At 66.7% G+C, this 26,305-nt stretch carries 23 protein-coding genes and 1 rRNA gene; 14 read left to right on the forward strand and 10 right to left on the reverse strand.

All coding sequences use genetic code 11. The annotated features are described in order from the left end of the window. Positions 1-34: 34 nt before the first annotated feature. Genes idi through ACFWPK_RS19320 form a run of 4 tightly spaced genes read right to left on the reverse strand, consistent with a single transcriptional unit; the run spans position 35 to position 4,235 of the window. Positions 35-595, reverse strand: coding sequence for an isopentenyl-diphosphate Delta-isomerase (gene idi, locus ACFWPK_RS19305; protein WP_378917550.1), 561 nt, complete (start codon positions 593-595; stop codon positions 35-37). Beyond that, positions 592-1,464 (reverse strand): geranyl diphosphate 2-C-methyltransferase, encoded by an 873-nt coding sequence (locus ACFWPK_RS19310; protein ID WP_378917552.1) that lies wholly within the window; start codon positions 1,462-1,464, stop codon positions 592-594. The genes idi and ACFWPK_RS19310 overlap by 4 nt, the downstream gene beginning before the upstream one ends. Beyond that, positions 1,461-2,816 (reverse strand): family 2 encapsulin nanocompartment cargo protein terpene cyclase, encoded by a 1,356-nt coding sequence (locus ACFWPK_RS19315; RefSeq protein WP_378917553.1) that lies wholly within the window; start codon positions 2,814-2,816, stop codon positions 1,461-1,463. Before ACFWPK_RS19315 ends, ACFWPK_RS19310 begins: the two co-directional genes overlap by 4 nt. 12 nt (positions 2,817-2,828) lie before the next feature. After that, positions 2,829-4,235, reverse strand: coding sequence for a family 2B encapsulin nanocompartment shell protein (locus ACFWPK_RS19320; protein WP_378917554.1), 1,407 nt, complete (start codon positions 4,233-4,235; stop codon positions 2,829-2,831). Positions 4,236-4,763: 528 nt separating this feature from the next. On the opposite strand from ACFWPK_RS19320, the gene ACFWPK_RS19325 reads away from it, so the two are divergent. Both ACFWPK_RS19325 and ACFWPK_RS19330 read left to right on the forward strand, forming a co-directional pair. Continuing rightward, a complete protein-coding gene (locus tag ACFWPK_RS19325) occupies positions 4,764-7,715 on the forward strand; it encodes an AMP-binding protein (RefSeq protein ID WP_378917559.1) in 2,952 nt (983 codons plus the stop codon). A gap of 101 nt (positions 7,716-7,816) precedes the next feature. Beyond that, entirely contained in the window at positions 7,817-8,416 is a 600-nt protein-coding gene (locus ACFWPK_RS19330) for a class I SAM-dependent methyltransferase (RefSeq protein WP_378917561.1), read from the forward strand. Position 8,417: 1 nt separating this feature from the next. On the opposite strand, the gene rffA is transcribed toward ACFWPK_RS19330, so the two are convergent. Continuing rightward, the gene (gene rffA, locus ACFWPK_RS19335; RefSeq protein WP_378917563.1) at positions 8,418-9,557 is read right to left on the reverse strand and encodes a dTDP-4-amino-4,6-dideoxygalactose transaminase; all 1,140 of its coding nucleotides are present in this window, start codon (positions 9,555-9,557) and stop codon (positions 8,418-8,420) included. Then, positions 9,547-10,635, reverse strand: a complete 1,089-nt coding sequence (locus tag ACFWPK_RS19340) for a glycosyltransferase (RefSeq protein ID WP_378917565.1) — start codon at positions 10,633-10,635, stop codon at positions 9,547-9,549. The genes rffA and ACFWPK_RS19340 overlap by 11 nt, the downstream gene beginning before the upstream one ends. Before the next feature lie 170 nt (positions 10,636-10,805). Between ACFWPK_RS19340 and ACFWPK_RS19345 the strand changes: the two genes are divergently transcribed. From ACFWPK_RS19345 to ACFWPK_RS19360, 4 genes are all read left to right on the forward strand, one after another. Further along, complete coding sequence (locus ACFWPK_RS19345; RefSeq protein WP_378917567.1) at positions 10,806-13,064, forward strand: hypothetical protein; 2,259 nt, start codon at positions 10,806-10,808, stop codon at positions 13,062-13,064. Next, positions 13,061-13,528 (forward strand): GtrA family protein, encoded by a 468-nt coding sequence (locus ACFWPK_RS19350; protein ID WP_378917569.1) that lies wholly within the window; start codon positions 13,061-13,063, stop codon positions 13,526-13,528. The genes ACFWPK_RS19345 and ACFWPK_RS19350 overlap by 4 nt, the downstream gene beginning before the upstream one ends. A 10-nt stretch (positions 13,529-13,538) precedes the next feature. After that, positions 13,539-13,763 carry a Trm112 family protein gene (locus tag ACFWPK_RS19355; RefSeq protein WP_378917571.1) on the forward strand — a complete coding sequence of 75 codons (225 nt, stop codon included), beginning with the start codon at positions 13,539-13,541 and terminating at the stop codon, positions 13,761-13,763. A gap of 102 nt (positions 13,764-13,865) precedes the next feature. Beyond that, positions 13,866-14,672, forward strand: coding sequence for a class I SAM-dependent methyltransferase (locus ACFWPK_RS19360; protein WP_378917573.1), 807 nt, complete (start codon positions 13,866-13,868; stop codon positions 14,670-14,672). 1 nt (position 14,673) lies between these two features. Here ACFWPK_RS19360 and ACFWPK_RS19365 read toward each other — a convergent pair whose 3' ends face one another. The 4 genes from ACFWPK_RS19365 to ACFWPK_RS19380 all read right to left on the reverse strand — a co-directional run bounded on the left by ACFWPK_RS19365 (position 14,674) and on the right by ACFWPK_RS19380 (position 18,423). Continuing rightward, a complete protein-coding gene (locus tag ACFWPK_RS19365; protein ID WP_378917575.1) occupies positions 14,674-15,309 on the reverse strand; it encodes a TetR family transcriptional regulator in 636 nt (211 codons plus the stop codon). 33 nt (positions 15,310-15,342) lie between these two features. Continuing rightward, positions 15,343-16,104 (reverse strand): ABC transporter permease, encoded by a 762-nt coding sequence (locus ACFWPK_RS19370; protein WP_378917577.1) that lies wholly within the window; start codon positions 16,102-16,104, stop codon positions 15,343-15,345. Next, positions 16,101-16,835 (reverse strand): ABC transporter ATP-binding protein, encoded by a 735-nt coding sequence (locus ACFWPK_RS19375; RefSeq protein ID WP_378917579.1) that lies wholly within the window; start codon positions 16,833-16,835, stop codon positions 16,101-16,103. Before ACFWPK_RS19375 ends, ACFWPK_RS19370 begins: the two co-directional genes overlap by 4 nt. A 73-nt stretch (positions 16,836-16,908) precedes the next feature. Beyond that, positions 16,909-18,423: a multicopper oxidase family protein gene (locus tag ACFWPK_RS19380; protein WP_378917581.1), complete on the reverse strand. Its 1,515-nt coding sequence runs from the start codon at positions 18,421-18,423 to the stop codon at positions 16,909-16,911. A gap of 187 nt (positions 18,424-18,610) precedes the next feature. On the opposite strand from ACFWPK_RS19380, the gene ACFWPK_RS19385 reads away from it, so the two are divergent. From ACFWPK_RS19385 to ACFWPK_RS19420, 8 genes are all read left to right on the forward strand, one after another. Further along, on the forward strand, positions 18,611-19,792 hold the full coding sequence (locus tag ACFWPK_RS19385) for an NAD(P)/FAD-dependent oxidoreductase (RefSeq protein ID WP_378917583.1): 1,182 nt from the start codon (positions 18,611-18,613) through the stop codon (positions 19,790-19,792). A gap of 90 nt (positions 19,793-19,882) precedes the next feature. Continuing rightward, positions 19,883-20,761 (forward strand): RNA polymerase sigma-70 factor, encoded by an 879-nt coding sequence (locus ACFWPK_RS19390; protein WP_378917585.1) that lies wholly within the window; start codon positions 19,883-19,885, stop codon positions 20,759-20,761. Between the two features lie 72 nt (positions 20,762-20,833). Further along, positions 20,834-21,190 carry a DUF4377 domain-containing protein gene (locus ACFWPK_RS19395; RefSeq protein ID WP_378917587.1) on the forward strand — a complete coding sequence of 119 codons (357 nt, stop codon included), beginning with the start codon at positions 20,834-20,836 and terminating at the stop codon, positions 21,188-21,190. Positions 21,191-21,255: 65 nt separating this feature from the next. Further along, the gene (locus ACFWPK_RS19400; protein ID WP_378917589.1) at positions 21,256-21,906 is read left to right on the forward strand and encodes a DNA-3-methyladenine glycosylase; all 651 of its coding nucleotides are present in this window, start codon (positions 21,256-21,258) and stop codon (positions 21,904-21,906) included. A gap of 74 nt (positions 21,907-21,980) precedes the next feature. After that, positions 21,981-22,406, forward strand: a complete 426-nt coding sequence (locus ACFWPK_RS19405) for a DoxX family protein (protein WP_378917591.1) — start codon at positions 21,981-21,983, stop codon at positions 22,404-22,406. Positions 22,407-22,604: 198 nt separating this feature from the next. Next, positions 22,605-23,462 (forward strand): alpha/beta fold hydrolase, encoded by an 858-nt coding sequence (locus tag ACFWPK_RS19410; RefSeq protein WP_378917593.1) that lies wholly within the window; start codon positions 22,605-22,607, stop codon positions 23,460-23,462. A gap of 28 nt (positions 23,463-23,490) precedes the next feature. Next, a complete protein-coding gene (tyrS, locus tag ACFWPK_RS19415) occupies positions 23,491-24,777 on the forward strand; it encodes a tyrosine--tRNA ligase (RefSeq protein ID WP_378917595.1) in 1,287 nt (428 codons plus the stop codon). Positions 24,778-25,319: 542 nt separating this feature from the next. Then, positions 25,320-26,305: ribosomal RNA gene (locus ACFWPK_RS19420) — 16S ribosomal RNA — on the forward strand; the annotation flags it as partial.

Consider the following 26,305-nt stretch of genomic DNA (forward strand, 5'->3'; position numbering starts at 1 on the left):
ACCGAATGACAAGAGATCGCAGGGACGGTCCCGGTCAGAGCCGGTGGGCCTGTTCGGCGATCTCGAGCACCTGGGCCAGCCATGGTGTGAACTTGCCGGGGTTCTCCGCCATATCGGCACGCACGGCCTGCGGAGGGAGCCACGCCCAGTGGGCGATCTCCGCCGGGTCCGGTCGTGGGGGCAGGTCGCCTACGACACCGATCAGGACGTGGTCGTATTCGTGTTCGATGCGCCCGGTCGTCTCGTCGCCGGCACGGTAGGTGAACACACCGACCTCGGTGAGCTCGGCCGCCATCCCGAACTCCTCGCGCAACCGGATCGCGGCGGCCTCGGTAACCGCCTGACCGGGCGCCGGATGCCCACAGCAGGTGTTGGCCCACTGCAGCGGGAACCTGGTTTTCACCGCGGCGCGCTGCTGGAGCAGGACGTGCCCGTGCCGGTCGAACAGCAGCACGGAGAAGGCGCGGTGGAGCGTGCCCGGTGGCCGATGAGCATCGGCCACCGAGCACGCTCCGATCGCTACACCTGATTCGTCGACCAACTCGACAGGCATGGCTTCACGGTCGGTCGACGGGTCGGCGAGCTGTTCGGTCACCTGGCCACCTTATCGGCGACGATCATCAGGTACTGGAAGCTCCCCTCGCGGTAGGCGGTGAGAAAGGGCTGCTCGACGCCGGTGGCGAGCTCGGAATGGGTGCGCAGTTCCCAGTACGGGATGGTGTCGGGGGTGAGGTCGACGACCGTGGTGGGGACAAGGCCGCTGTCGGACATGGCACGGAAGTACTCGCTGCGCGGGTGGATCATGCAGCCGTAGTGCGCGTCGATCCAGCTGACCGAGGCGGACCGGCCGCCGGTGACATCGTTGGAGCAGCCGGTGATGCACACGTACCGGCCGCCCGGTTCGAGTACGCGGGCGAATTCGTCGAAGAGATCGAAAAGGTCGACGTACATGGTGGTTTCGTTGGTCCAGATGGCGCGGGCCGACTCGTCGGCGAAGCCGGTGTCGAGCATATTGCGGAAGTGGAACCCGACCCGCTCGGTCACCCCGCGAGTTTTGGCCTGATCGTTGGCGAAGCCGACCTGGTACTCGGAGATGCTCACGCCGTCGACGTGGCAGCCGAACCGGTCGGCGGCCATGAAGCTGGTGCCGCCGCGCCCGGATCCTCCGTCGATCAGGCGGTCGTCGGGGGTGATGCCGCCGAGGTTGTCGAGCAGGTAGTCGGCCTGGGCGGTCTCGAGGCGGTGCAGTTCGCGCACGATCCGTTCCTGGCGGGTCTGTTCGGGGCCCTCGATCACCGACCAGTCGGGTTCGCCGATGCCGTAGTGGTGGTGGTAGAGGCCGTCGACTTTGCCCAGTTCGGTGTTGACCCGGTCGTCGTTGGGATTGTTGTTCCAGTACGCCGCGACCGAACGCTGGTAGGTGGTGCGCAGGACCGTGCGGTCTGGGGTGTTGACGATGGTCATCTGTCGTCCTCTCCTGGTGCGGTGTCGTGGTAGCGGCGGCTGCCCGCGTGCCAGGCGCGGTTGCCACCCATCCAGGCCCATAGGCCGGCCAGGAAGCGGCGCAGCTGGGGTGAGCCCGAGGCGGCGAGCGGGGCCGCCTCCCGTTCGAAGCGGTGCATCAATTCGTCATGGATCTGGGCTGTTCGCTGTACGGCCTCGGCCCGGCTGCAGCCCTCCTCGGCGGCCAGGACCGTCGGCAGGTTGAATTCCCTGCCACCCGAAAGGTCCTCGCGCGCCATCGAATACAGGTCGTTCACCATCTGGGCGGCCAGCGCGGCGGTGGTGACCACCCGCCGGACCGCGGGGTCGGCGTAGTCGGCGGCGCTGAGTTCGTAGCCGCCGACCGCGTCGATGGGTGCCATGCACGGCAGGAAACTGTGTGGCTGCCGATTGGTCAGGTACTCCCAGACCGGTGGCATCCGGTTCGCCGTGCGCCAGCCCGCCTCGGCTCCGAGTGCGATGAACCATCCCGCGATCTCGGTGCGTAGCCGGGCGAGCTGCGCCGGGCTCGCGTACCCCGCGAGGTGCGCGAACGAGGTGCGGAACGCGCGCAGGATCGGGTCGGCCTGCATGGCCTGTTCGAGCCTGGGTGCGTAGCGGGCGGGTAGATGGGCTGGATCCATCGCGGCGGCGGCCAATTCGAGCCGTGGCCCGAGTTCGGCGGCGGCGCTGGACGGCGTGCCGTCGGGTGCGGTGTCACCAGGGGCGTCCTCCTCGCAGTAGTAGTCGTCGACCGACCATTCCGCCACCGCGCAGCGCGCGGCGCCGAGCAGCAGGTCGGGATCGTCGCAATCGGGATGGGCGAGCATGATCAGCCGTCCGAAATCGGCCTTGCCGAGCTCGTCGAGGCGCCCTTCGTAGAGGCCGATCTCGGCAGCCCAGGCGAGCAGACCCGCGTTGACGGCCTCGGCCAATGCCGGGTCGTCACGCTCGGGAGGTGGGCAGTAGAGCGTCGGAATAGCCTGTGGGCCAACGGAATTCGCCGATCCGGCAGGAGAGTGCTGTGTCGGGAACAATCGCAGGCCGGAAGTCCCGAGCCCGGTCGGGCCGAGTAAACGACGTGGCGTGACGGTGCCGACCCGGTTCGGCGTGTGGGTGGCCGCTTCGGGCGCCGAGAGTGAAGCCCGTTGTGTGAGCGGTGATTTCGGGACGCTGGGTCGGGGTATTGACAGCAGTGACGAAGGTCGCTGCGGGAGTGGCGCGGCGCCGGCGAACAGGTCCGCCGGGGCGGTGGCGCCGTGTAACAGGGCCGCCACCGCGACCGCCAGATCGCCGGCTGCGATCGGGGCACCGGCCCTGGTGAGGATGGACACGGTCCGCGCCGATCAGTCGGCTCGGCGCGCGACGAGCACGTCGTCCAGTACGCCGAGCGCGTCGGGAACGAGGACCGCGGCGGAGTAGTAGCAGCTCACCAGGTACGACATGATCGACTGGTCGTCGATCTGCTTGAACCGGACGTTGAGGCTCGGCTCGTATTCGTCGGGAATGCCCGTCTGATGCAGGCCGACGACACCCTGATCCTTCTCACCGATACGCATCGCCATGATCGATGTGGTCTGGGTCTTGCTGACCGGGATCTTGCCGCACGGCAGCAAGGGCACGCCGCGCCAGGCAGGCACCCGGTGACCCTGGTACTCCACGGGATCGGGATACAGGCCGCGGCGCGTACATTCGCGACCGAACGCGGCGATCGCTTTCGGGTGTGCGAGAAGGAATTTGGTGCCGCGCCGCATGCTGAGCAGCTCGTCCATGTCGTCGGGGGTCGGCGCTCCGGATTCGGTGGTGATGCGCTGTTTGAGATCGCAGTTGTGCAGCAGACCGAACTCGGGGTTGTTCACCAGGTCGTATTCGCGTCGTTCGTAGAGTGCTTCGACGGTGAGTCGCAGCTGCTGGTCGACCTGGTTCATCGGATCGTTGAACAGGTCGGCGACGCGGGTGTGGATCCGCAGCACGCTCTGGGCCAGGCTCAGTTCGTATTCGCGGGGGCTGGCGTCGTAGTCGACGAAGGTGCCCTCGAGCAGGGGTTCGCCGGAGTGGCCGGAGGAGATCTCGATATCGGCTTCGCCCTTGGAGTTCTTGATCCGGCTCGACCGCTGGGCCGCTTCGGTACGGATCTGATCCAGCTCCGGATTGAGCTCGACGAACTGCTCGAATTGTTGTCTCGGCAGGCAGAGAATGGTGGTTTTGGTCACCGTCTTCACCGTGTCCGGCCAGATCGCCGAGGGATCGGTGAGCATTTCCTCGCCGTAGTAGTCGCCGCCGGAAAGCATGCCGAGTTTGGTCGACTCGCCGTATTCACCGGAGCCGATCCGGGCGAGTTTCCCGTGCACGACCAGGATCACCTGATCCATCGGGTTGCCGAATTCGGCGACGACTGTTCCCGGATCGAGGTCGTACTGCACGAAGTTCTCCGCGAGCGGCCGCAGGAGCTCGTCGTCGTCGATATCGCGCAGCGGCGGAAGCTCACGCAGTTCCTGGGGAATCACCCTGGCCCGGGATCCGTCGACGACGAATTCGACTTCCCCGTTGCCGACGGTATGGGTAAGCCTGCGGTTGACCCGGTAGATACCGCCCGCGACCTGCACCCATGGCAGTGCTCGTGACAACCAGCGCGAGCTGATGCCCTGCATCTGCGGTTCGGACTTGGTGGTATGTGTCAGCTTTTGCGCGGCGGTGGTACTGAGGCTCTTGCGCACGGAATTGTCTGTGGGCAACGGCATTTCGATGGTCATGGCATTTGTCCTCACCTCGGGACGGAAATCGGCACGGCCGATCGGCCTGTGCGGCGCGACAGTGCGCGACAGGCTTGGGGGGTGGGTAACAGTGCGAAGCGAATGGTCCTGCGCGAAATAGATGGTCCAGCGCGGAGAAGGTCTTGCATGTGAAACGGTGTTGCACGAAACCTGATGTGTGTCAGTACGTTCCGGACGTCAACGATGTTAGGTGGTCGATGTGGCCGCGCGGAGGGAATTCGGAAAAACATGGTGATGACCGGGAGATCCGTTGTGCGGGAGGCGATTGCGGACACGGGGATGTCCGGGGATGGCCCACCGATCGGCATCGCGACCCGACAGCGGTCGTTATCGTCGAATGATGCTCACGGGCTGTTCGCTTCTTCCCGGCGCGATGTGACCCGAATCGCCGCAACATGCGGCCTGTCACAGGCGACACATAATGGAGGTCCGGTGTGGTTAGCTCATATGAGCACATCGGGGTGTGTGAGGTGTGTCACTTTAAGCAGGTAGGACCAGGTGGGAACGGTGGATATCAGTCCAAAAGGTGTGGTCGGTTCGGTGCAGCGGTTGCTGGCTACCGCGCAGAACGGGCTGGAGGTGATCCGCTTCGGCGGGTTGTCACACGATGTCGAGTCCTCGCCCTTCGAGGTCGTCGAGCGCAGGCGCATGTATCGGCTGCGGCACTACTTCCCCGACGATACGACGCCCGGCCGTCCGGTGGCGCTGCTCGTGCCGCCGTTGATGGTGAACGCCGACATCTGGGACGTCAACGCGGCGGGCGGCGCGGTCGGCATCCTGCACGCCAGCGGAATCGACTGCTGGGTCATCGATTTCGGCTCGCCCGCGACGGAGGAGGGCGGCTGGGAACGCGACCTGGCCGACCACGTGCTGGCGGTGAACTCCGCCATCGACACCGTCTGTGAGGCCACGGGCGCGCAGCTGCACTTGATGGGGTACTCCCAGGGCGGCATGTTCGCCTATCAGACCACCGCCTACCGCTACGGCAAGGGTGTGGCCTCCATCGTCACCTTCGGCAGCCCCGTCGACATCGTCGCCGGTATGCCGTTCGGGCTGCCCTACGGTGTCGTCTCCGAGGTCGCCGACTTCCTGGCCGACCATGTGATGCACCGGCTGCCGATCACCGAGTCGATGGTGCGTATCGGCTTCCAGATGCTCGACCCGGTGAAGACCGCCAAGTCGCGAATCGACTTCCTGCTGCAACTGCACGACCGGGAAGCGTTGCTGCCCAAGGAACGTCAGCGCCGCTTCCTCAACAGCGATGGCTGGGTGGGGTATTCGGGCCCGGCGGTGGCGGATCTGCTCAAGCAGTTCGTCGCTCACAACCGGATGATGCTCGGCGGCTTCGTGATTCGCGACCACCCGGTGTCGCTCGCCGAGCTGAAGTGCCCGATCCTGGCGTTCGTCGGCGAGGTCGACGATATCGGTCAGCCCGCCGCGGTGCGTGGCATCGTGCGCGCCGCGCCCAATGCCGAGGTGTACGAAGCCAGTTTGGTGGCAGGCCATTTCGGGCTCGTCGCCGGTTCGACCGCCACCAACCACACCTGGCCGATGGTGTGCGACTGGATCGCGTGGATGGACGGCAACGGCACCCTGCCCGAGCAGATCGTGCCCATGCAGGAACACGTCGCGAGCAACGCGCCGCGCACCGCCGCCACCCGGATGGTGCACACCGCCGCCGGTCTGGCCGAGGCGGGCGCCGGCGTCGGCAAGGCGCTGGAAGGTATCGCGGGCAACACGATTCGCGGCTCGCTCGAAATGGCGGGGGAGGCCGCGCGGGCGCTGCCCCGGCTGACCCGGCTCGGGATGATCCAGCCGCACACCCGCATCTCGCTCGGCAAGTTGCTCACCGAGCACGCGGGCCGTGCGCCGCAGAAGGACCTGGTTCTCTTCGACGACCGGGTGCACACCAACGCCGCCGTCGAGGAGCGCGTCGACAATGTGGTGCGCGGCCTGATCTCCGTCGGTATCCGGCCCGCCATGCGCGTCGGCATCATGATGGAGACGCGTCCGAGCGCGCTGGCCTCGGTCGCCGCGCTCTCGCGCATCGGTGCCGTCGCGGTGCTGCTCGCACCGGGCGCCGAACTCGACCGGGCCATCGAGCTGACCGGCGTGCAGACGCTGATCACCGACCCGGAGAACCTGCGCACCGCCGCCGCGACCGCCGCCAGGGTGCTCGTGCTCGGCGGTGGCGACAGTCGTTCGCTCGCGGTGGCCACCAGCGACCGGGTGATCGACCTCGAGCAGATCGACCCGGCGAGGGTCAGGGTGCCCGCCTGGTACCGGCCGAACCCCGGTCTGGCGCGTGAACTCGCGTTCGTGCTCGTACTCGGCTCCGGCGACCGCCTCGAGGCGAAGTACATCACCAACCATCGCTGGGCGCTGTCGGCGTTCGGCACCGCGAGCGCGGCCGACCTCGACCGGCGCGACACCGTGTACTGCCTTGCGCCACTGCATCATTCGTCGGGGCTGCTGGTGAGCCTCGGTGGGGCGATCGCCGGTGGCAGCCGGATCGCGCTGGCCAGGCCGATGGACATGGACCCGGGCCGCTTCGCCGAAGAGGTGCACCGCTACGGCGTCACCGTCGTCACCTACACCTGGACCATGCTGCGCGATCTGCTCGACGCCCAGGTCTTCCCCGCCGGCCACAACCATCCGATCCGGCTGTTCATCGGCTCCGGTATGCCCGCTGGACTCTGGCGGCGCACGGTCGAACAGTTCGAGCCGGCCAGGGTACTAGAGTTCTACGCCTCGATCGACGGTGATGTGGTGCTGGCGAATGTCCCCGGCGCCAAGATCGGGTCCAAGGGCAGGCCCGTGCCCGGCACCGCGCGGGTGGAACTGGTCGCCTACGACCCGGTCAGCGAGCAGATCCTCGTCGGTGACGACGGATTCGCGCGCCGCTGCGCCGACAACGAACCCGGCCTGCTGCTCGGCAAGGCCGTGGACGGCGGCGACATCTCCGACGGCGGGCTGCGCGGGGTGTTCCAGGCCGGTGACGCCTGGTGGCCGACGGAGAACCTGTTCCGGCGCGACAGCGATGGTGACTACTGGCTGGTCGACCGCCGCGACACGGTGATCCACACCGCGCGTGGGTCGGTGTTCACCCAGCCGATCGTGGACGTGCTCAACGACATCACGCCGGTCGACATGGAGGTCGCGTTCGGGCTGAAGACCCCGGCGGGCACGATCGCGGCAGCGGCGCTGAGCGTGCGCCACGGTTTCCGGATCGAACCGGGCGATGTCACCGAGGCGATGCGCGGGCTGGAGCGCAGCCAGCGTCCCGACCTGGTCTACGTCGTCGACGAGATCCCACGCAGTTCCAGCTTCCGTCCCTCGGCGTCGGCCGTCATGGCCGCCGGTCTTCCGCAGCCGGGACCGAACACCTGGTTCTACAACTGGGACACCGACGCGTACGAAGTACTCACCGCGTCCGATGTGGAGCGGTTGCTGGGCTGAAAACGGTCCCCGCCGACCATCTCTCGGTCGGCGGGGAAGCCGAATACTCCGTAGCATCGCGTGGGCTAGTTGTTTCACCGATGTTCCAGAGGATCTTTTTCGTGAGCACCAGCCTGATCTATCGCAGCGGAACCGTGTACGAAGTACTGATGCGGGGGTTGTACGGCCGTCACTACGACGGGCGTTTTCAGCCGATTGCCGCCCTGATACCACCGGGGGCCAGCGTCGTCGACGTCTGTTGCGGCCCGGCGACCCTGTTCACCAAACATTTGCAGGAAAAATCCGTCGACTATCGCGGGCTCGATCTCAACGAGGGATTCGTGGCCGAACTGACCCGAGCGGGTGGACACGGCGAGGTGTGGAACGTACACGCCGATGATCCGCTGCCGCCCGCCGACTACCTGATCATGCAGGCCAGCCTCTACCACTTCCTGCCGGACCCGGAAGCTGTCATCGATCGCATGATCGCGGCGGCCCGCGTCCAGGTGATCATCGCTGAGCCCGTCCGCAACCTCGCGACAAGTGACAATCGGGTGCTCGCCACCATCGGCAGACGGTTCACCAACGCGGGTGACGGCGCCCAGGAAGCCCGGTTCACCGAGCCGAGCCTGGATGCCTTCTTCCGACGGTACGGGGCGCGCGTGTCCTACCGGGCGTTGATCGCGGGCGGGCGGGAAAAGCTCTACGTCCTCGACGTCTGAGTCAGACGGTGAACGCGGTGACCGCCTCGACGACCCGAGCGACCTGCTCGTCGCTCAGGTCCGGCCACAGCGGGAGCCGAACGACAGTGCCCGAGAACTCGGCACTGCGCACGCACGGATTCGGGGTCCGGCCGAGTTTGAATCCGGCCGGGCTCGAATCCAGCGGTACATAGTGGAACGGCGCGGAGATCCCGAGCGAGCCGAGGTGGCTGATCAGGTCGTCACGGCGGGCCTCGGTCGGGGTGCGCAGGTAGTACAGGTGCGCGGTGTGCTCGCGGTCGTCGGGGACGGTCATCAGGCGGATATCGTTGCGCGCGGCCCAGTCCGGCAGCGCGCTCGCGTAGCCGTCCCACACCCGATGGCGACCGGCCTGGATGACATCGAACTCCGCGAGCTGCGCGTCGAGCACCGCCGCGTTGAGTTCACTCGGCAGGTAGCTGGAACCGATGTCCTGCCAGGAATACTTGTCGACCGCGCCGCGCAGGAAACGGGCCCGGTCGGTGCCCTTCTCCCGGATGATCTCGGCGCGCGCCATCAGGATCTCGTCGGTGAGCAGCAGGGCGCCGCCCTCACCGCAGTGCACGTTCTTGGTGTCGTGGAAGCTCAGCGTGCCGAGCGTGCCGATGGTGCCGAGGGACTGGCCACGCCAGCGACCGCCGAGGCCGTGCGCGTTGTCCTCGATGATCGCGAAGCCGTGCGCGTCGGCGAGCGCGAGCAGTTCGGCCATGTCCGCGGCGACACCGCCGTAGTGGATGACGACGACGGCTTTGGTGCGCGGCGTGAGCGCGGCGGCGACCGAGGCCGGATCGAGATTGCCGGTGGCGAGGTCGATATCGGCGAAGACGCAAGTCACGCCGCGCAACGCCATCGACGTCGCGGTCGAGGTGAAAGCGAAGCTGGGCACGATCACTTCGTCGTCGGGGCCCAATTCGAGCAGTAGGCCCGCCATTTCGAGCGCGGAGGTGCACGAGGTGGTCAGCAGTGCGTGCGGGGCCTCGGTGATGGCCTTGATCTTCGCTGTGGCCGACGCGGTGAACGCGCCGTCGCCGTGACTGTGATCAGAGTTCAGCACCGCCTCGAGGTTGGCCAATTCCTGGCGCGCCCGAAACGGTCGGCTGAAGATGATGCGGTCACTGCTCAACCCGGTCGGTCTCTCTCTTCGCGGTGGTCGCTTCCCGATGGCCGGGACGCGGAGTCGGTGAGTCTACGGTGAGGTACAGCGGTTTACCCACCAGGACGTGCAGTGCGACGCCGAGGTATTCGGCGATCAGCCCGAGCGAGAACAACGTCGCACCCGAACACAGCAGCAGCACGACGATGATCGATGCCCACCCTTCGGGCGCACCGTCCCCGGTGAGATGCTGGCCGATGATCACCGCGGCGAATACGAGCCCGCCGAGCGCGAGGGTCACGCCGAGCATGCTCACCAGGCGCAGCCCGCGGGTGCCGCTGCACAACACCATCTTCCAGAACAGCGAGAACAGTCGGCGGTAGTTGTACCCGGACTCGTCGCGACCCTCGGCCCGCAGCTCGACCGGCACCTGCGCGACCGAGCCGACCACCCAGGTGAGTGCGACGTCGAGGTAGACGCCGTTGGACGCGACCCCGGCGAGCTGGCGACCGATATCGCCGCGGATGAGCCGGTAGCTCTCGAAACGACTCGAGTCGGGGAAGGCGAACAGCGTCGCCAACACGATCTTCGCGCCGCGCGAGGTGATGTTGCGCAGGAAACCGTGCGGGCGGGTGTTCACCGGCTTCGAGTACACGAGGTCGGCCCGCTCGGTGAGCGCCGCGTCGAGGAACTTGCCGATGAACGCCGGATCGTGCTGACCGTCTTCGTCCATGGTGATGATCCAGTCGCCGCCCGCGGCAGACATGCCCGCGATGGTCGCCGCGTCCTGGCCGAAGTTGCGGCTCAACCAGACGGTGCGGACCTCCTCGAAGATGTGTTCCAGTTCCTGGAGCACAACATCGGAGTGATCGGGGCCGTGATCGTGGACCAGGACTATCTCGTCGACGACGAACGTGACGCCACCCGGTGTTTCGGTGGGTCGGCTCAGCTTGTGCAGTTCGCCGACCAGGCCGCTGATGGTCTCCTCGCCGCGGTAGATCGGCACCACGACCGAAACCCGATGTGGGCGAGGGCCGCCGGACGCGTCGGTATGACCGTTCGGCGTCGGAGGAACGGGGCGGTAGGTCGGCGAGGTGGGAATCGGCATCAGCTGGATCGACTTTCGAAGACGGTGCGTGCCGGTACTCCCTGCGTGACAGCAGAGTCCGAGCCGGTGAACTCTAACACGGTACAGCCTGGCCTTCTCGGAGCTGCGCCGAGGGAATCTGCCTGACCCACTGCACCATGAACGGCCGGTCGATGTAGGGTCTGGGACTCGTGACCGACAGTGCTGTACTCGATGCGCGTAGAGACCCTGATTCGCGACGCGATGTCGTGCGATGGGGGCTCGTCACCACTATCGGGGTGATCCTCGGGTACGTCGCTGTGCTGTTGGCCAACGCACGTCATTTCTTCACCGACGACACCGAGTCGCAGTACACCTCGCTGTGGGTGACGCTGGGCCGCGAGCTGCGCGAGGGCCGGTTCCCCGCGATGGTTCCCGAGCAGTGGATGTCGGGCAACAACACGATGGACGATGCCGGGCTGTTCAACCCGCCGCAGCTGCTGATCGACCTGATCGCGCCGTCGGTGGACAACATCGCGCTCTACGCGACCGTGGTGAAGCTGATCTTCTCGATCATCGCGGGTCTGGGTGTGTACCGGATCTGCCTGGCCTACGGTGGTCGGCTGTCGTGGTCGGCGGTCGCGGGCGTCGCGTTCCCACTGTCGGGCTTCTTCCTGTTCTTCGACACCGCGAGCTGGATGACCGCGCTCACCGGCACCGCGTGGATGGTGCACGCGTGGGCGTCGTCGGTGCGCTACGCGCGGGGAACCGGCGGGCCGATCCCGGTTTTCATCTTCTTGTATCTGACGATTTCGGTGCAGTACATCTTCCCTGCGGTCGAAGCGGTGTTGATGCTGTTCGCCGTCGCCGTCGGCGAGATCATCTACCAGCGCGCATGGCGGCCGGTGCTGCGGTTGGCGGTGGTGTCGCTGTGTGCCGGGCTCGCCGGTCTGCTGACCTACCTGCCGAGCATGCTCTCGGCCAAGGTGACCTGGCGCGGGACCGCGCAGATCATCAACGACCAGTTCCTCACCGTGCCGTGGTCTGAGTCGCTGAACGCGAGCCTGCCGAGCACCTTGCCCGCGTTCACCTCGTGGTGGGGCTACATCCAGCCGATGCCGGTCACCTATATCGCCTGGTTCCTGGTGCCCGCGCTCGCCTTCATCGATTGGCGCAGGGCGAAGGACTGCTGGCATGAACTCAGCGCGGTCGGGATCTTCGCGATCATGATGCTGATGTGGACGGCCGGTCCCGGCACGGTCGGGCCGCTGAGGTGGCCGGTGCGGGTGCTGCCGATGCTCGCGATCGGTCTGCTCGTGCTGGTCTGCGTGTTGCTCGGTCGCTACGGCACCACCAAGGACCTGAAGAATCGCGGTATCGCCGCCGGTGTGCTGATCCTGCTGCTGTGGGTCCGGTCGTTCTCGGCCGCGCCCGATGACTGGTACTGGCACCTGCTGTCGGCGGTCGCGATCGGCGCGCTCGGCGCCGGGCTGATCTGGCTGGACAAGACCCGTGGCGTCGCCGCCGCGTGCCTGCTCGCCATCACCGCGATGTTCCCGATCGTGTACCTGCAGGTCCGTGACGCGCAGCCGACGCCGATGTCGTGGAACCTGCCCGCCTCGCGGTCCGAGGCCGCGGCGAAGTTCCCCGATTTCACCGGCAACACCATCCAGCTCGGCGACCGCGGGCTGCTCCAGCCCAAGGACAAGAGCGTGGACGGGGCCTACGGGTCGCTCGTCTTCGGCAACTCCGCCAAGGGCCTGGGCCTGAACTACGTGAACGGCTACACGCCGACCGGGCACTTCTACTTCGGCGAACTGCTGTGCATGCGGTGGGACAGCAGCGTGTGCCCCGATGCCTACCGGCGGATGTTCGCGCCGGAGGCCACCACCGGGCGGCCGTTGGCCGATCTGATGAACCTGGACCGGGTCGTCGTGCAGAAGGCGCTGTTCCCCGACGTGGTCAACCAGGAACCGCCCGCCGGGTGGAAGTGGGTCGACTACCCGGGCCACGAGAACTACATCGGCGTGCTCGAGCGGGTCGACGGACCGATCTCGAGCAAGAACGGCCGGATCACCGATGCCGCAGGCGTCACCGCGACGTCGCTGTCGGAGAGCTACTCGAGCACCCGGGCACAGGTCAGTTCGGCCAACGGTGGCCGGATCGTGCTCTCGCGCCTGGCGTGGCCCGGCTACCGGGCGTCGCTGAACGGCGAACCGATCCCGGTGACGCAGATCGCCAAGTCGATCCTGGCGGTGGACATCCCGGCGGGCACGGACAAGGCCGAACTCGATGTCACCTGGCGTCCGCCGGGCTGGAAGATCGGCATCGCGGCCGTGCTCACCGGGCTGGCCGGACTCGGTGTCGCGCAGTGGTTCTACGTGCGTGGACGTCGTCGCGGTGCCGAGAGCGAGGCCACCGAACCGGCTGCCGAGACCGCCGAACGTGAGATGGTGAACGTGCCGTCATGACAGCCGACTCACCGCATGTCGCCGACGCGCCGACCGGCCTGCTGCTGCGGGTCGTGCGGCGCCAGGAACTTGCGTTCGCGCTGATCGGCGGCTTCAACACCGTCCTCGGTATCGTGCTCACCGTGGCCTGGATGGCCGTTCTCGGCGATTCCGTGCCGCCCGCGGTCGCGGTGGCGCTGGCCTACAGCATCGGCCTGGTCAGCGCGTTCGTGCTGCACCGGACGCTGGTGTTCCGGGTGCGTGGGCATGTGCTGCGCGACTTCCTCGGGTTCGTGGTCGTGAACTCGGGCGGACTCGTGCTGAACATGGCACTGCTCTCGCTCGCGGTGTCGGTGTTCGGGCTGCCGCGGATGCCCTCGGCGGTGGTCGTTCTCGGCCTGGTCGCGGTCGGCAGCTACTTCGGTCACCGCCACATCTCGTTCCGCCGTGGCACGGATTCTCCGGCGTCGGCGACGGCGGGGTAGGTTGTCGGTTATGGCGCAAGAATCCACGATCGACGCGACTCTGCTCGGCCTGCTCGCCTGCCCCCAGGACAAGGGCCCGCTGCAGTTGGTGCGCACCGAAGCCGATGCGAGCGTGCTCTACAACCCCCGCCTGCGCCGCGCCTATCCGATCGACAACGGCATCCCGGTGCTGCTGATCGACGAGGCCCGCGACGTCACCGACGCCGAACACGAATTCTTCGTCGCCGAATCCTGACCGGCGCACCCGGTAGCTTCCCCACTCCTCCGAAATCGGAGTTAGGCTCACCTTAGTCAGCTTGCCGAGGTGCCGACCCCGATCAGGAAAAGAGTGTGTCCGATGGCCGATGACGTCGCACTGAGCGGCATTCCCCTGACCATGCTGTGGACCCTCCACAACCGCGGTTCGGAGGTGAAGCGCGCCGACGCGGTCCTGACCGACCCGGACTGCGAACGCCTCTACGACACCATCGATTTCGACTACGCGCGGACCTTCGGGAAGCCCGATGGCACCCACGCCGTCCGCTCGGCCCGGTTCGACGACGCGCTGCGGCCGTGGCTGGCCGCACATCCCGGCGGGACCGTGGTGGAACTGGCGGCCGGCCTCGAGACCCAGTTCCAGCGATGCGACGACGGCGCGGTGCGCTGGCTGTGCGTCGATGTGCCGGAGGCGATCGAGATCCGCACCCGGTTCCTGCCGCCGGTGTCGCGGTGCGAGTATCTGCCGATCAGCGCGCTGGATCTGTCCTGGCTCGACCACGTCGACGCCGAGCGCGGTGTCTTCGTCACGGCCCAGGGGCTTTTGATGTACTTCGAGCCCGACGACGTGCGCCGCCTGGTGACCGCGATTCTCGAACGATTCGCCGGCGTCGAGCTGATGTTCGACACCATCCCGCCGTGGTTTTCCCGCAAGACCGTGCGCGGCTTCCGCAAGACACCGGACTACACGGCGCCGCCGATGCCGTGGGGGATCGAGCGCAGCAAGATCGCGGCGTTGCTGCGGTCGTGGAGTCCGGCGGTCGGCGAGGTGACGGTGAGCTCCTACGGACCCTCGCACGGTCCGCTGGCCGCGACCCTGCCGATCTTCGGTGCGCTGCCCGTCCTGCGTGATGTGCCACCGGCTGTCGTGCGGGTGAGCTCGCGCTGAATCACCAACTGCCGGTGGTGATATCGCCCGTCAGGTAGCGCTGGACGACCGGGCCGACGGCATCGACAACAGCATCGATCGGCATCGAGGCCAGCGGTTCCAGCGCGATGATCTTGCGGGCGGTCAATACCCCTACCATCTGGGACGCGGCCAGCGAGACCCTGGCCCGTCCGTCGTCATCCGGGGTCGCGATGCGCACGCGGACCCGTTCCAGCACCACCTGGAGCAGGAACGAGCGTGCGAGATTCTGATCGCCGCCCGCGAAAATACTGCGCACCATGGCCACGATGCCGGGTCCGGCGGGGGAGTCCCACACCGTGACCACCGCGCGCACGATGGTCTGCCCGAGCTCGTCGACCGGGGCGGCGTCGACCGCGCGCAACGTCGTGTCCGGGTCGACCGGGAAGTCCACCACGGCGGCGAACAGTTGCTGCTTGTTGCCGAAATAGTGGTGCACCAACGCCGGGTCGACATCGGCATCGGCCGCGATCGCGCGGATCGAAGTCTTGTCGAACCCGGCGCCCGCGAACCGCACCCGCGCCGCGTCGAGAATCGCCAGCTTGGTGTCGGCATTGCCCGGCCTGCGCCCGGTGCGCCCGGATCTCGCTGTGCTGGAACCGGATTCGCCGTCACTCATGGTGGTCCTCTCGTCGTGGCCGGGCCTTGTTCGCTACGGGGTGCGTCGACGCAGAGTAGCCGCGGCGAGGCCGAGCGCCACCACCGCGAACCCGGCGACCACGGCGATATCGCGCCACATCGCGCCCGTCGGCTCCGCGTGGACCGACACCTGCTGCAGCGCGTCCACCGCGTAACTCAACGGCATCACATTGCTGATCGCCTCCAGCCAGCCGGGTAGCCGGTCGCGCGGAACCAGCAGCCCGCACAGGAAGATCTGCGGTGCGACGATCACCGGCATGAACTGCACGGCCTGGAACTCGGTGCGCGCGAAGGCGCTCGCCAGCAGGCCGAGCCCGACGCCGCACACCGCGTCGACCATCGCGATCAGCAGGACCCAGCCGGGACTGCCCGCGGCGGTCAACCCGAGCAGCCAGAACGCGACCACGCTGGCGACGGCGGCCTGGGCGGCGGCGGCGAGGGAGAACGCGCTGCCGTACCCGGCGAGCAGGTCGAGCTTGCTCAGCGGAGTGGTGAGCAGTCGTTCGAGGGTTCCGGATGTGCGTTCGCGTTGCATCGCGATCGCGGTGATCAGGAACATCACGATGAACGGCAGGATCCCGAGCATCGTGATGCCGACCCGGTCGAACATCGTCAGCGGTGCGTGTGGGGCGCGCGGTGCGTCCTGGTAGATGAAGTACAGCAGGGTCATCAGCAGAGCGGGAACCACCAGGATCATCGCCACGGTGCGGTGATCGTTGCGCAGTTGCCGCAGGATCCGGCCGGTGGTGGCGGTGTAGGGGCGCAGGGTGGTCATGGGTGCTCTCCCATCGTGATCAAGGTCAGGAAGGCGGCCTCGAGGTTCTGTTCGTCGGTACGCTCGCGCAGTTCGTCGGGGCTGAGCTGGGCGAGCAGTACGCCCTCGCGCATCAGCAGCAGCTTGTCGCAGTGTTCGGCTTCGTCCATCACATGACTCGAGACCAGCAAAGTCGTTCCCGCCGCGGCCAATTCGCGGAACTGCTTCCACAGCTCCACGCGCAACACCGGATCGAGGCCGACCGTCGGTTCGTCGAGCACCAACAGCTCGGGCTTGCCGACCAGAGCGCACGCCAGCGACGCCCTGGTCTTCTGCCCACCCGAGAGCTGATCGCCGAGCTGATCGGCGTGGTCGGCCAAACCGACCGCGACGAGCGCGGATTCGGTGTCGTCCCGGTCGCGCCCGTAGAGCGCGGCGTAGTAGGCCACATTGTCGCGGACGCTGATGTCGGCGTAGATGCTCGGCGCCTGGGTGACGTAGCCGACCCGGCGGCGCAACCCGGCGCTACCCGCGGGCTCCCCGAGCACGGTGACGGTCCCCGACTCCACCAGCTGCGTTCCCACGATGCTGCGCAGCAGGGTGGTCTTCCCACAACCCGACGGGCCGAGCAGGCCGGTGATCGAGCCGCGCGGGATGTCCATGGTCAGGCCGTGCAGGACGGACCGTTTTCCGCGCTTGACGGTCAGGTCCGCGACCTGGATGGCGGTCGGTGGCGGTGCGGTGTGCGACATGGTCGCCTCAATTCATCGAGTGTTGAATTCACTACGTGATGAATTTAGCGCGACGGTGTCGATGTGGCAAGAGTCAGTGGGCGTGTCCAGGGGGTGTCGCAGCCTGCTGACCTGGTTCGACGACGGTGAACTGGCCCATCATCCCGACATCCTCGTGCCACAGCAGGTGGCAGTGGTACATGTACGGCGTCGTCGGATCGGCAGGCCCGTCGAAGCGCAGGACCAGGGTGGCCGCCGTATTCGGCGGCAGGAAAATGGTGTCCTTGGCGCCGGCCAGCTCGGGTGGGGGCGGGGCCCCGTCGTAGTCGAGCACCCGGAACTGCACATCGTGGACGTGAAAGTTGTGCGGCATGCCGTCGATGTTGTGCACGACCCAGGTCTCGGTGGTGCCCCGGGTGACGGTCGTGTCGATGCGGCTCATGTCCATGCGCTCGCCGTTGATACCGGCCAGGGTCAGATCGAAGCGGCGTTGCACGACCGAGTCCGTACCGTCGGGAATCGACGGCGGCACAAGGGTTTCCGGCAGCACTGGGGAGGGTCGCAGGGTGGACGCGGCGCGCAGTTCGAGGACATCGAACCTGTCGTCACCGCCCGAGAACCGGTTCGACCAGAAGTCCAGGCCCGCCTCGAGCTTCTCGCTGCGGAGAACGGTGCGCTCACCGGGCCGCATTCGCACCACGATCTCGGCGCGCTCGCCGGGTGAGAGCTGGATGCGATCCAAGGTGGCGGGGCGTTCGAGCAGGCCGCCGTCGGAACCGAGCATCGCGAACGGTCGGGCATCGTCGAAGGCGAAGGTGTAGATCCGCGCGGTCGAGGCATTGAGCAGGCGCAGCCGCACCAGTTCGTCGCCGACCTCCTGGTAGGGCGCGAGCGTGCCGTTGACCATGGTGCGATCGCCGAGGAAGCCGATATCGCGGAAGATCGCGTGCGCGCCGTCGAGGCGTTTTCCGCGCAGTCGCATGTCCTGCACGATCACCGGGATGTCGTCGACACCGTAGGTGTTCGGCAGCGGCAGTTCGGCGCTCGGCGCGTCATCGATCAGGAACATGCCCGCCAGGCCGCGGCGCACGTGGTCCTCGGTCGCGCCGTGTGGGTGCGGGTGATACCAGAGGGTCGAAGCCGGTTGGGCCACGGTCCATTCCGGTGTCCATGACGCGCCGGGCTCGACCATCTGGTGTGGCCCGCCGTCCATGGCGGCGGGCAGATGCATGCCGTGCCAGTGCACCGTCGAAGCTTCGGGTAACTGGTTGCGCACCTGGACGCGCACTCGCTCGCCGCGGGCCGCGCGCAAGGTCGGACCGAGATGGCTACCGTTGAAACCCCAGGTCTCGGTCTCGCGTCCGGGTTCGAACGCGGTTGTCCCGGTGCGCATATCGAGCGAGAACACCCGTGTTCCGGCGGAATCGACCGTCGAATCGGCCAGTGGCGGAATGCGTAGCGGCTGGGTGAATTCCGTTGTGCCGACCGTGGATACGTCAGCATCGGTCCACGTCCACGCCACCCCGGTGCCGATCGCGGTGGGCAGGATGACGACGAGGGCGCACGCGCCGAGCAGGATTCGGCGCAGCCGACGTGGGGGAGAAGCCATGCATCGACGGTAGGGACGTAAGCCTCGTGCCACATCGGGGTGCGTCCCCGGTTCGACCCTGATTCCCTACCGACGTGGTCAGGGTTTTCCGCAGGTCAGGATATGTGATGTGGATCACAATGACGGGTTGTCACGTTCCGGCGGGCTGCTTTGTCCCATGAACATCCCACCGACAAGGAGCAGCGCAATGACCACCACCACCACGCACCGCATCGTCGTCCTCGGCGCCGGCTACACCGGCATGCTGGCCGCGATCCGCCTGGCCCGGCACACCCGGAAATTGGATGTGGCGATCACCCTGGTCAACCCGTCGGCCCGCTTCACCGAGCGGCTGCGGATGCACCAGGTCGCCGCGGGCCAGGAACTCGCCCACCACGACATCCCGGAAATCCTCGACGGCACCGGTATCGAGTTCGTCCAGGGCTGGGTCACCGCCATCGACCCCACCACCCAGCGCGTCCACGTGAACGGTGCGGGCGAGCTCGCCTACGACGAACTGATCTACGCCCTCGGCAGCACCGCCGAGACGACCCTCGTACCCGGCGTCGCCGAACACGCCTTCACCCTCGACAACCCGCGCCGCGCCCACGAATTCGCAGGCAAGCTGGCCACTCTCGCGACCGAGGGCGCCTCGGTTGCCGTCTGCGGCGGCGGCCTCACCGGCATCGAAGCCGCCACCGAGATCGCGGAAAGCCACCCGGGCCTGCGCGTCACCCTGATCAGCTCGGGCGAGCCGGGCGCGATGATGGGCGACAAGGCACGCGCGCACCTGAACAAGGCGCTGGACCGGCTCGGCATCGTCCGGGCGATCGGCGTGCGTGTCGCGAAAGTGCAGCCCGACGCGGTCGAGCTCGCCGACGGCACGGTGATCGGCGCCGATCTCACCCTGTGGACCACCGGTGTCCGGGTCTCGCCGCTGGCCGCCGAGGCAGGGATCGAGACCGACGCGCGTGGCCTCATCGTCGTCGACCCGACACTGAAGTCGGTGTCGCACCCCACGATTCACGCGATCGGTGACGCGGCCGCCGTTCGTCAGCCATGGGGGCAGGTACACGGCACCTGCCAGAGCGGCATGCCCACCGCCGCCTACACCGCCGACGTGATCGCCGCCGAACTGCGCGGCAAGAAGGCGCGGCCGTTCCGTTTCGGCTACTTCCACCAGCCTGTCAGCCTCGGCCGCCGCGACGCGGTCATCCAGTTCACCAAGGCCGACGACACCCCGCGCCGTCTCTACCTCACCGGCTGGGCCGCGCGCACCTACAAGGAAATGGTCAGCAGCAGCCCGGTTCCGGCGTTCAAAGCCAGCAAGAAGATGACCATGAACGTGCAATTGTCCAAGGGCGGCAAGGTCACTCGCGCCATCGCGTGAGTGACCTGCCGCCGTCGCCGATCGGGCGCCGGTCAGCATCGGCGCCCGCTGATTCGCCACAGTGACGGAGCGTGCGAGATGGTAGGACCTATGTCCGATCAGGATCCGTTCCTCGAACACCGCCGCCTGCTGTTCGCGACCGCGTACCGCATGCTCGGTACGGTCACCGACGCCGAGGACGTCCTGCAGGACACCTGGCTCAAGTGGAACGACGCCGACCACACCACGGTCACCCACCCCAAGGCCTATCTGGTCCGCACGGTCACCAATCTCTCCCTCAACCGGCTCACCTCCGCCCGCGCAACCCGCGAAAGCTATGTCGGCCCTTGGCTTCCCGAGCCGGTCCTGACATCGCCCGATATCGCCGAGGACACCGAATTGGCCGATACCGTCTCCACCGCCATGCTCGTCGTGCTGGAAACCCTCACCCCCGTCGAACGCGCCGTGTTCCTACTGCGCGAAGTGTTCGGCTACTCGCACGCCGAAATCGCCGAAGCCCTCGACCGTCCCGAGGCGAGCGTGCGCCAGATCGCGCACCGCGCGAAGAACCACGTCCAATCCCGGCGCCCGCGATTCGATACCGACAAGGCCGCTCGCGCCCAGGTCACCGCCCAATTCATGGCCGCCTGCGCGGGCGGAGACCTCAACGCCCTGATGGACCTGCTGGCCCCCGATGTCACGTGCTGGTCCGATGGTGGCGGCGTGGTCACCGCCGCGCGCCGCCCCCTGTACGGCCCCGACCACGTCGCTCGCTGGATTCTCGGCGTCCTCGCCAAACCGTCGTCCGCGGGCCTCGAACTCACCGCGGCCGATATCAACGGCGAGCTCGGCGCCCTGGCGTCCCTCGCCGGAAACCCCGGCGCCGCCTTCACTTTCGACCTCGTCGACGGACACATCCAGAACCTGCGATTCCAGGTCAACCCCGGCAAGCTGGCCGGTCTGTACCGCGGCACCGACCTGCTCGGCTGACAAATCCTCCGCCCTGCCCGGTTACGGATCAGCTACCCTTCCTTGACACCCCGACGGCCGGAGGACGACACCATGGCTCGACGACCGACCCTGCTCGCCACCATGGTGCTCGCGACCGGCTTCGGCATCCTGGGCTGCGCTGACACCAGCGATGATGCCGCGGCCACCGAGCAGGAGGACACCGTCCGGATGTTCGTCGCCGCCGAGCAGGTCGACTGCCAGGGCGTCGCACCCATGCGGTGCATGCAGGTCCGCTATTCCCCCGATGAGCCGTGGCAATTGTTCTACGACGGCATCACCGGATTCACCTACGAACCCGGCTACACCTACGAGCTGCTGGTCCGGGTCGATCCGGTCGAGAATCCACCCGCCGACCACTCGTCGCTCCGCTACGACCTGATCCAGGTCGAGGCCAAAATCCCCGCCTGAAACACGAGGCAGGCTCAGCGCCTACGCCTGACCCGGCAGCCAAGGGCCATCCTGCTCGGACGACAATGATGGTTGTGTCCGCCCAGGAACTGGCCGTCGATCCGCCCACCGCCGCGCACCGGCTGCTCGGCGCCGTCCTGACGTCGGGCCCGGTGGCCCTGCGGATCGTGGAGGTCGAGGCCTACGGCAGCGATCCCGCCGGACCGTGGCCCGACCCCGCCGCGCACTCCTGGCCGGGGCCGACCGCCCGCAACGCGGTGATGTTCGGCCCGGCGGGGCGGCTCTACGTCTATCGCTCGTACGGAATTCACCTGTGTGTGAATGTGACCGGCGGCTACGACGGCGAGGCCGGTGCGGTGCTCGTGCGTGCGGCCGAAGTGGTCGCGGGCATCGATATCGCACGCGAACGCAGACCCGCCGCCCGTAAGGACGCCGATCTCGCGCGGGGACCCGGCAATGTCGGCAGCGCGCTCGGCATCAGTATGTCCGACTATGGAACCGAGCTGTTCGATCCGTTCTCCGCGCTGCACCTGGAACTGAAACCACCTGTGCCGCAATCCGATATCGCCTCCGGTCCGCGGGTGGGCGTCAGCGTTGCCGCCGAGATTCCCTGGCGGTTCTGGCTACCGGCGTCGAACGCCGTCTCGGTCTACCGGCGTAGCTCACGGGCGTCCGAGCCGAGCGGCGATTCCGAAAGACTTCGCCCACAGCGATGAGTTTGTGGGCGACGGTCCGTCCTATCTGTTGAACGCGCTACCAACCCGGCGCGACCGACTCGAAGGACGAGACAATGACCACTGCGACCCCCTCCGCGAACTTCTCCGACGCCGCCACCTACCGCCCCGGCAAGATCCGCAACCGCGTTCTGTGGACCCTGCAGATTGTGCTCGGCCTCTTCTTCGTGATCGCTTCGGGCGGACCGAAACTCGTCATCCCGAACACCCTGATGGACAACGCTCCTGAGAACCTGACCATCCCCATCGGGCTGCTCATCTTCATCGGAGTTGTCGAGGTGGCGGGCGGTATCGGCCTGATGGTGCCGCGGCTCAGTGGCCTCGCGGCCGCGGGCCTTTCCGTGCTCACCGTGCTCGCCGCCGCGACGCAGGCATTCATCGCCGACAAGCCCGCGATGGCGATCTTCCCGCTGGTACTGGCCGCGATCTTCGCCTGGATCGCCTACGAACGCCGCGCCACCATCACCGCGCTGGTGCGATGAGCCGCGACTCGACACGCTGACGATCGCCGGAGCCCGGGGGGTTCCGGCGATCATCGGCGTGCCGAGACATCTGTGCGGGGTTCGGCCGCGGAGCCAAGATCGCCGCCCTGATCTCGTCTGTGGATCCAATATGGCGAACTCCCCCGGGGTGCGACGATCGAGGACCACGTCGAAAGACCGTACGAGCAGGAGCGCCCCGTGTTCACTTTTCCCAGCAGCGACGGCACCGTGATCCACGTGCGGAGCTGGCTCCCCACGGAGACCGAGCCGCGCGGCGTCGTGCAGATCGCGCACGGCATGGGCGAACATTCCGACCGCTACGGCCATCTCGCCGAACGGCTTTCGGGCCACGGGTTCGCCGTCTATGCCGACGACCACCGCGGCCACGGCCTCACCATGGGTGAGGTGCCGGGTGACCTGGGCGCCGACGGCTGGAACCTGCTCGTCGCCGACGAGGTCGCGCTCACCGAGATCCTGCGCGAACGCCATCCCGGCCTGCCCGTCACCCTGATCGGCCACAGCCTCGGCTCCTTCGCCATGCAGCAGTACCTGCTCGACCACTCCGACCTGGTCGACGAGGTGGTCCTGAGCGGTACCACCGCGGTCGACGGCCTGTTCGGCGAGATCGCGGCCGCAGGCGGTGATCTGACCGCCTTCTTCAACGCCGAGTTCCAGCCCACCCGCACCGACGCCGACTGGATCAGCCGAGACGAAGCCCAGGTCGACGCCTACAACGCCGACCCGTGGTGCGGTTTCGCCATCGATGAGGCCAATATGGGCCAGCTCGCGGTCAACGCCCAGACCAGGCTGTCCGATCCGAGCACAGTGCGCACCGACCTGCCGGTCTACGTGCTGGTCGGCGACAAGGACCCGCTCAACGACAAGTTGCGCCTGTCCGACCTGCTGGTGCAGCGCTACCGCGACGCGGGCCTGAACGACATCACCTACCAGGTCTACGCGGACGCCCGCCACGAGGTCCTCAACGAAACCAACCGCGACGAGGTCGAAGCCGATCTGCTCGCCTGGATCACCCGCGCCCGGCCCGCACGCGACTGACGAACCGCATGCGGAAAGATAGGTCAGCGTGACCGGCGACATCTTCGACGAACTGACCTGGCGCGGCCTGATCGCGCAGTCCACCGACCTGGACGAGCTGCGCACTGCCGCGGCCGCCGCGCCCCTGACGCTCTATGCCGGCTTCGACCCGACCGCCGCCAGCCTGCACGCCGGCCACCTCGTCCCGCTGCTCGCGCTCAAGCGCTTCCAGCTGGCCGGGCATCGGCCGATCGTGCTCGCCGGCGGCGCGACCGGAATGATCGGCGACCCGCGTGACGTGGGCGAACGCACCATGAACTCGACCGACACCGTCGCCGAATGGGCACAGCGCATTCGAGGCCAGCTCGAGCGTTTCGTCGACCTCGACGATTCGGCGACCGGTGCGGTCATCGTCAACAACATGGACTGGACCGGTCCGCTGTCGACCGTCGACTTCCTGCGCGACGTCGGTAAGCACTTCTCGGTGAACGTCATGCTCGCCCGCGACACCGTCAAACGGCGGCTCGAAGGCGACGGCATCTCCTACACCGAGTTCAGCTACATGCTGCTGCAGGCCAACGACTACCTGCAGCTGCGGCGCGAGCACGGCTGCACGCTGCAGGTCGGTGGCTCCGATCAGTGGGGCAACATCATCGCCGGCGTCGAACTGAACCGGCGTGTGGACGGCGCGCATGTGCACGCGCTCACCGTGCCGCTGGTGACCTCGGCCGACGGCAAGAAGTTCGGCAAGTCCACCGGTGGCGGCAGCCTGTGGCTCGACCCCGAACTGACCAGCCCCTACGCCTGGTACCAGTACTTCGTGAACACCGCCGACGCCGATGTCGTGCGCTACCTGCGCTGGTTCACCTTCCTGAGCCGCGAAGAACTCGACGAACTCGAGCAGGCGACGGCGGAACGTCCGTTCGCGCGCGAGGCCCAGAAGCGTCTGGCGGCGGAGATGACCACGCTGGTGCACGGCGAGGCCGAGACCCGCGCGGCGGAACTGGCCAGCCATGCCCTCTTCGGTCGCGGTGAGCTCGGCGAACTTCCGCTGTCCACGCTCGGCGCCGCACTGCGCGAAGCCGCGGTCGACGGCAAGGTCGCCGAGGTGGTGCCGGGCGAACCGAACACGATCGTCGACCTGCTCGTCGCGTCGGGCCTGTGCGAAAGCAAGGGCGCGGCCCGTCGGGTGGTCAACGAAGGCGGCGCGTCGGTGAACAACCAGCGGGTCAGCGACGTCGAATGGACTCCGTCCGACGCCGACTACCTGCACGGTGAGTGGCTGGTGCTCCGGCGCGGAAAGAAGAACATGGCGGGCGTACATCGGATAGCCTGACGTCGTTGCGGAGGCTTGAATCACATCTGTGTGATTCAGGCAGCCGCATCGGCTGAGCGCACCGCCCGTGACCTGCGGAGATCCGGTGTTGTCCAGGCGATTTGACGCGGCGTTATCCGGCGCGTAACTTATTGGAAGTCAGAGCGACACGGACACCAACCCGGAGCCGAGACGCTAGCCCGAGTGGCTGGCGGGCCAGGGAAACGCGGTAGTACGGGGAAGCGCCTGACGGAGCTGAAGATCTTGTGACCAGGCTTACGATTGACATCGTCTGGACGTGAGGTTAGGCTGGAACAGTTGCCCTTCGGAAGATCTGGAAGATCCAGCTATTCCGTTTGTGCGTGTGTTCTTTGAGAACTCAATAGTGTGTCGATGAATGTCAGTGCCAATAATTATTATTGGTTCCAACCTTCGCGTACCCCCCGGTCGTGGGAGGTTGGACATAAACAACAGCGAATTTTTTTGCTGGTGTTTGGCTTTGCTAGGTTTTCGGACTCTAGTTAGATAATTTTGATTGCACCCTCGGGTGTTTTCGAGAGTCTTCAACGGAGAGTTTGATCCTGGCTCAGGACGAACGCTGGCGGCGTGCTTAACACATGCAAGTCGAGCGGTAAGGCCCTTCGGGGTACACGAGCGGCGAACGGGTGAGTAACACGTGGGTGATCTGCCCTGTACTTCGGGATAAGCCTGGGAAACTGGGTCTAATACCGGATATGACCCCAGACTGCATGGTTTGGGGTGGAAAGATTTATCGGTACAGGATGGGCCCGCGGCCTATCAGCTTGTTGGTGGGGTAACGGCCTACCAAGGCGACGACGGGTAGCCGACCTGAGAGGGTGACCGGCCACACTGGGACTGAGACACGGCCCAGACTCCTACGGGAGGCAGCAGTGGGGAATATTGCACAATGGGCGAAAGCCTGATGCAGCGACGCCGCGTGGGGGATGACGGCCTTCGGGTTGTAAACCCCTTTCGACAGGGACGAAGCGCAAGTGACGGTACCTGTAGAAGAAGCACCGGCCAACTACGTGCCAGCAGCCGCGGTAATACGTAGGGTGCGAGCGTTGTCCGGAATTACTGGGCGTAAAGAGCTTGTAGGCGGTCTGTCGCGTCTTCTGTGAAAACTTGGGGCTCAACCTTAAGCTTGCAGGGGATACGGGCAGACTAGAGTACTTCAGGGGAGACTGGAATTCCTGGTGTAGCGGTGAAATGCGCAGATATCAGGAGGAACACCGGTGGCGAAGGCGGGTCTCTGGGAAGTAACTGACGCTGAGAAGCGAAAGCATGGGTAGCAAACAGGATTAGATACCCTGGTAGTCCATGCCGTAAACGGTGGGTACTAGGTGTGGGTTTCCTTCCACGGGATCCGTGCCGTAGCTAACGCATTAAGTACCCCGCCTGGGGAGTACGGCCGCAAGGCTAAAACTCAAAGGAATTGACGGGGGCCCGCACAAGCGGCGGAGCATGTGGATTAATTCGATGCAACGCGAAGAACCTTACCTGGGTTTGACATACACCGGAAACCTGC

This window comes from Nocardia sp. NPDC058519 (assembly GCF_042719755.1).
In the GTDB taxonomy this organism is placed as follows: domain Bacteria; phylum Actinomycetota; class Actinomycetes; order Mycobacteriales; family Mycobacteriaceae; genus Nocardia.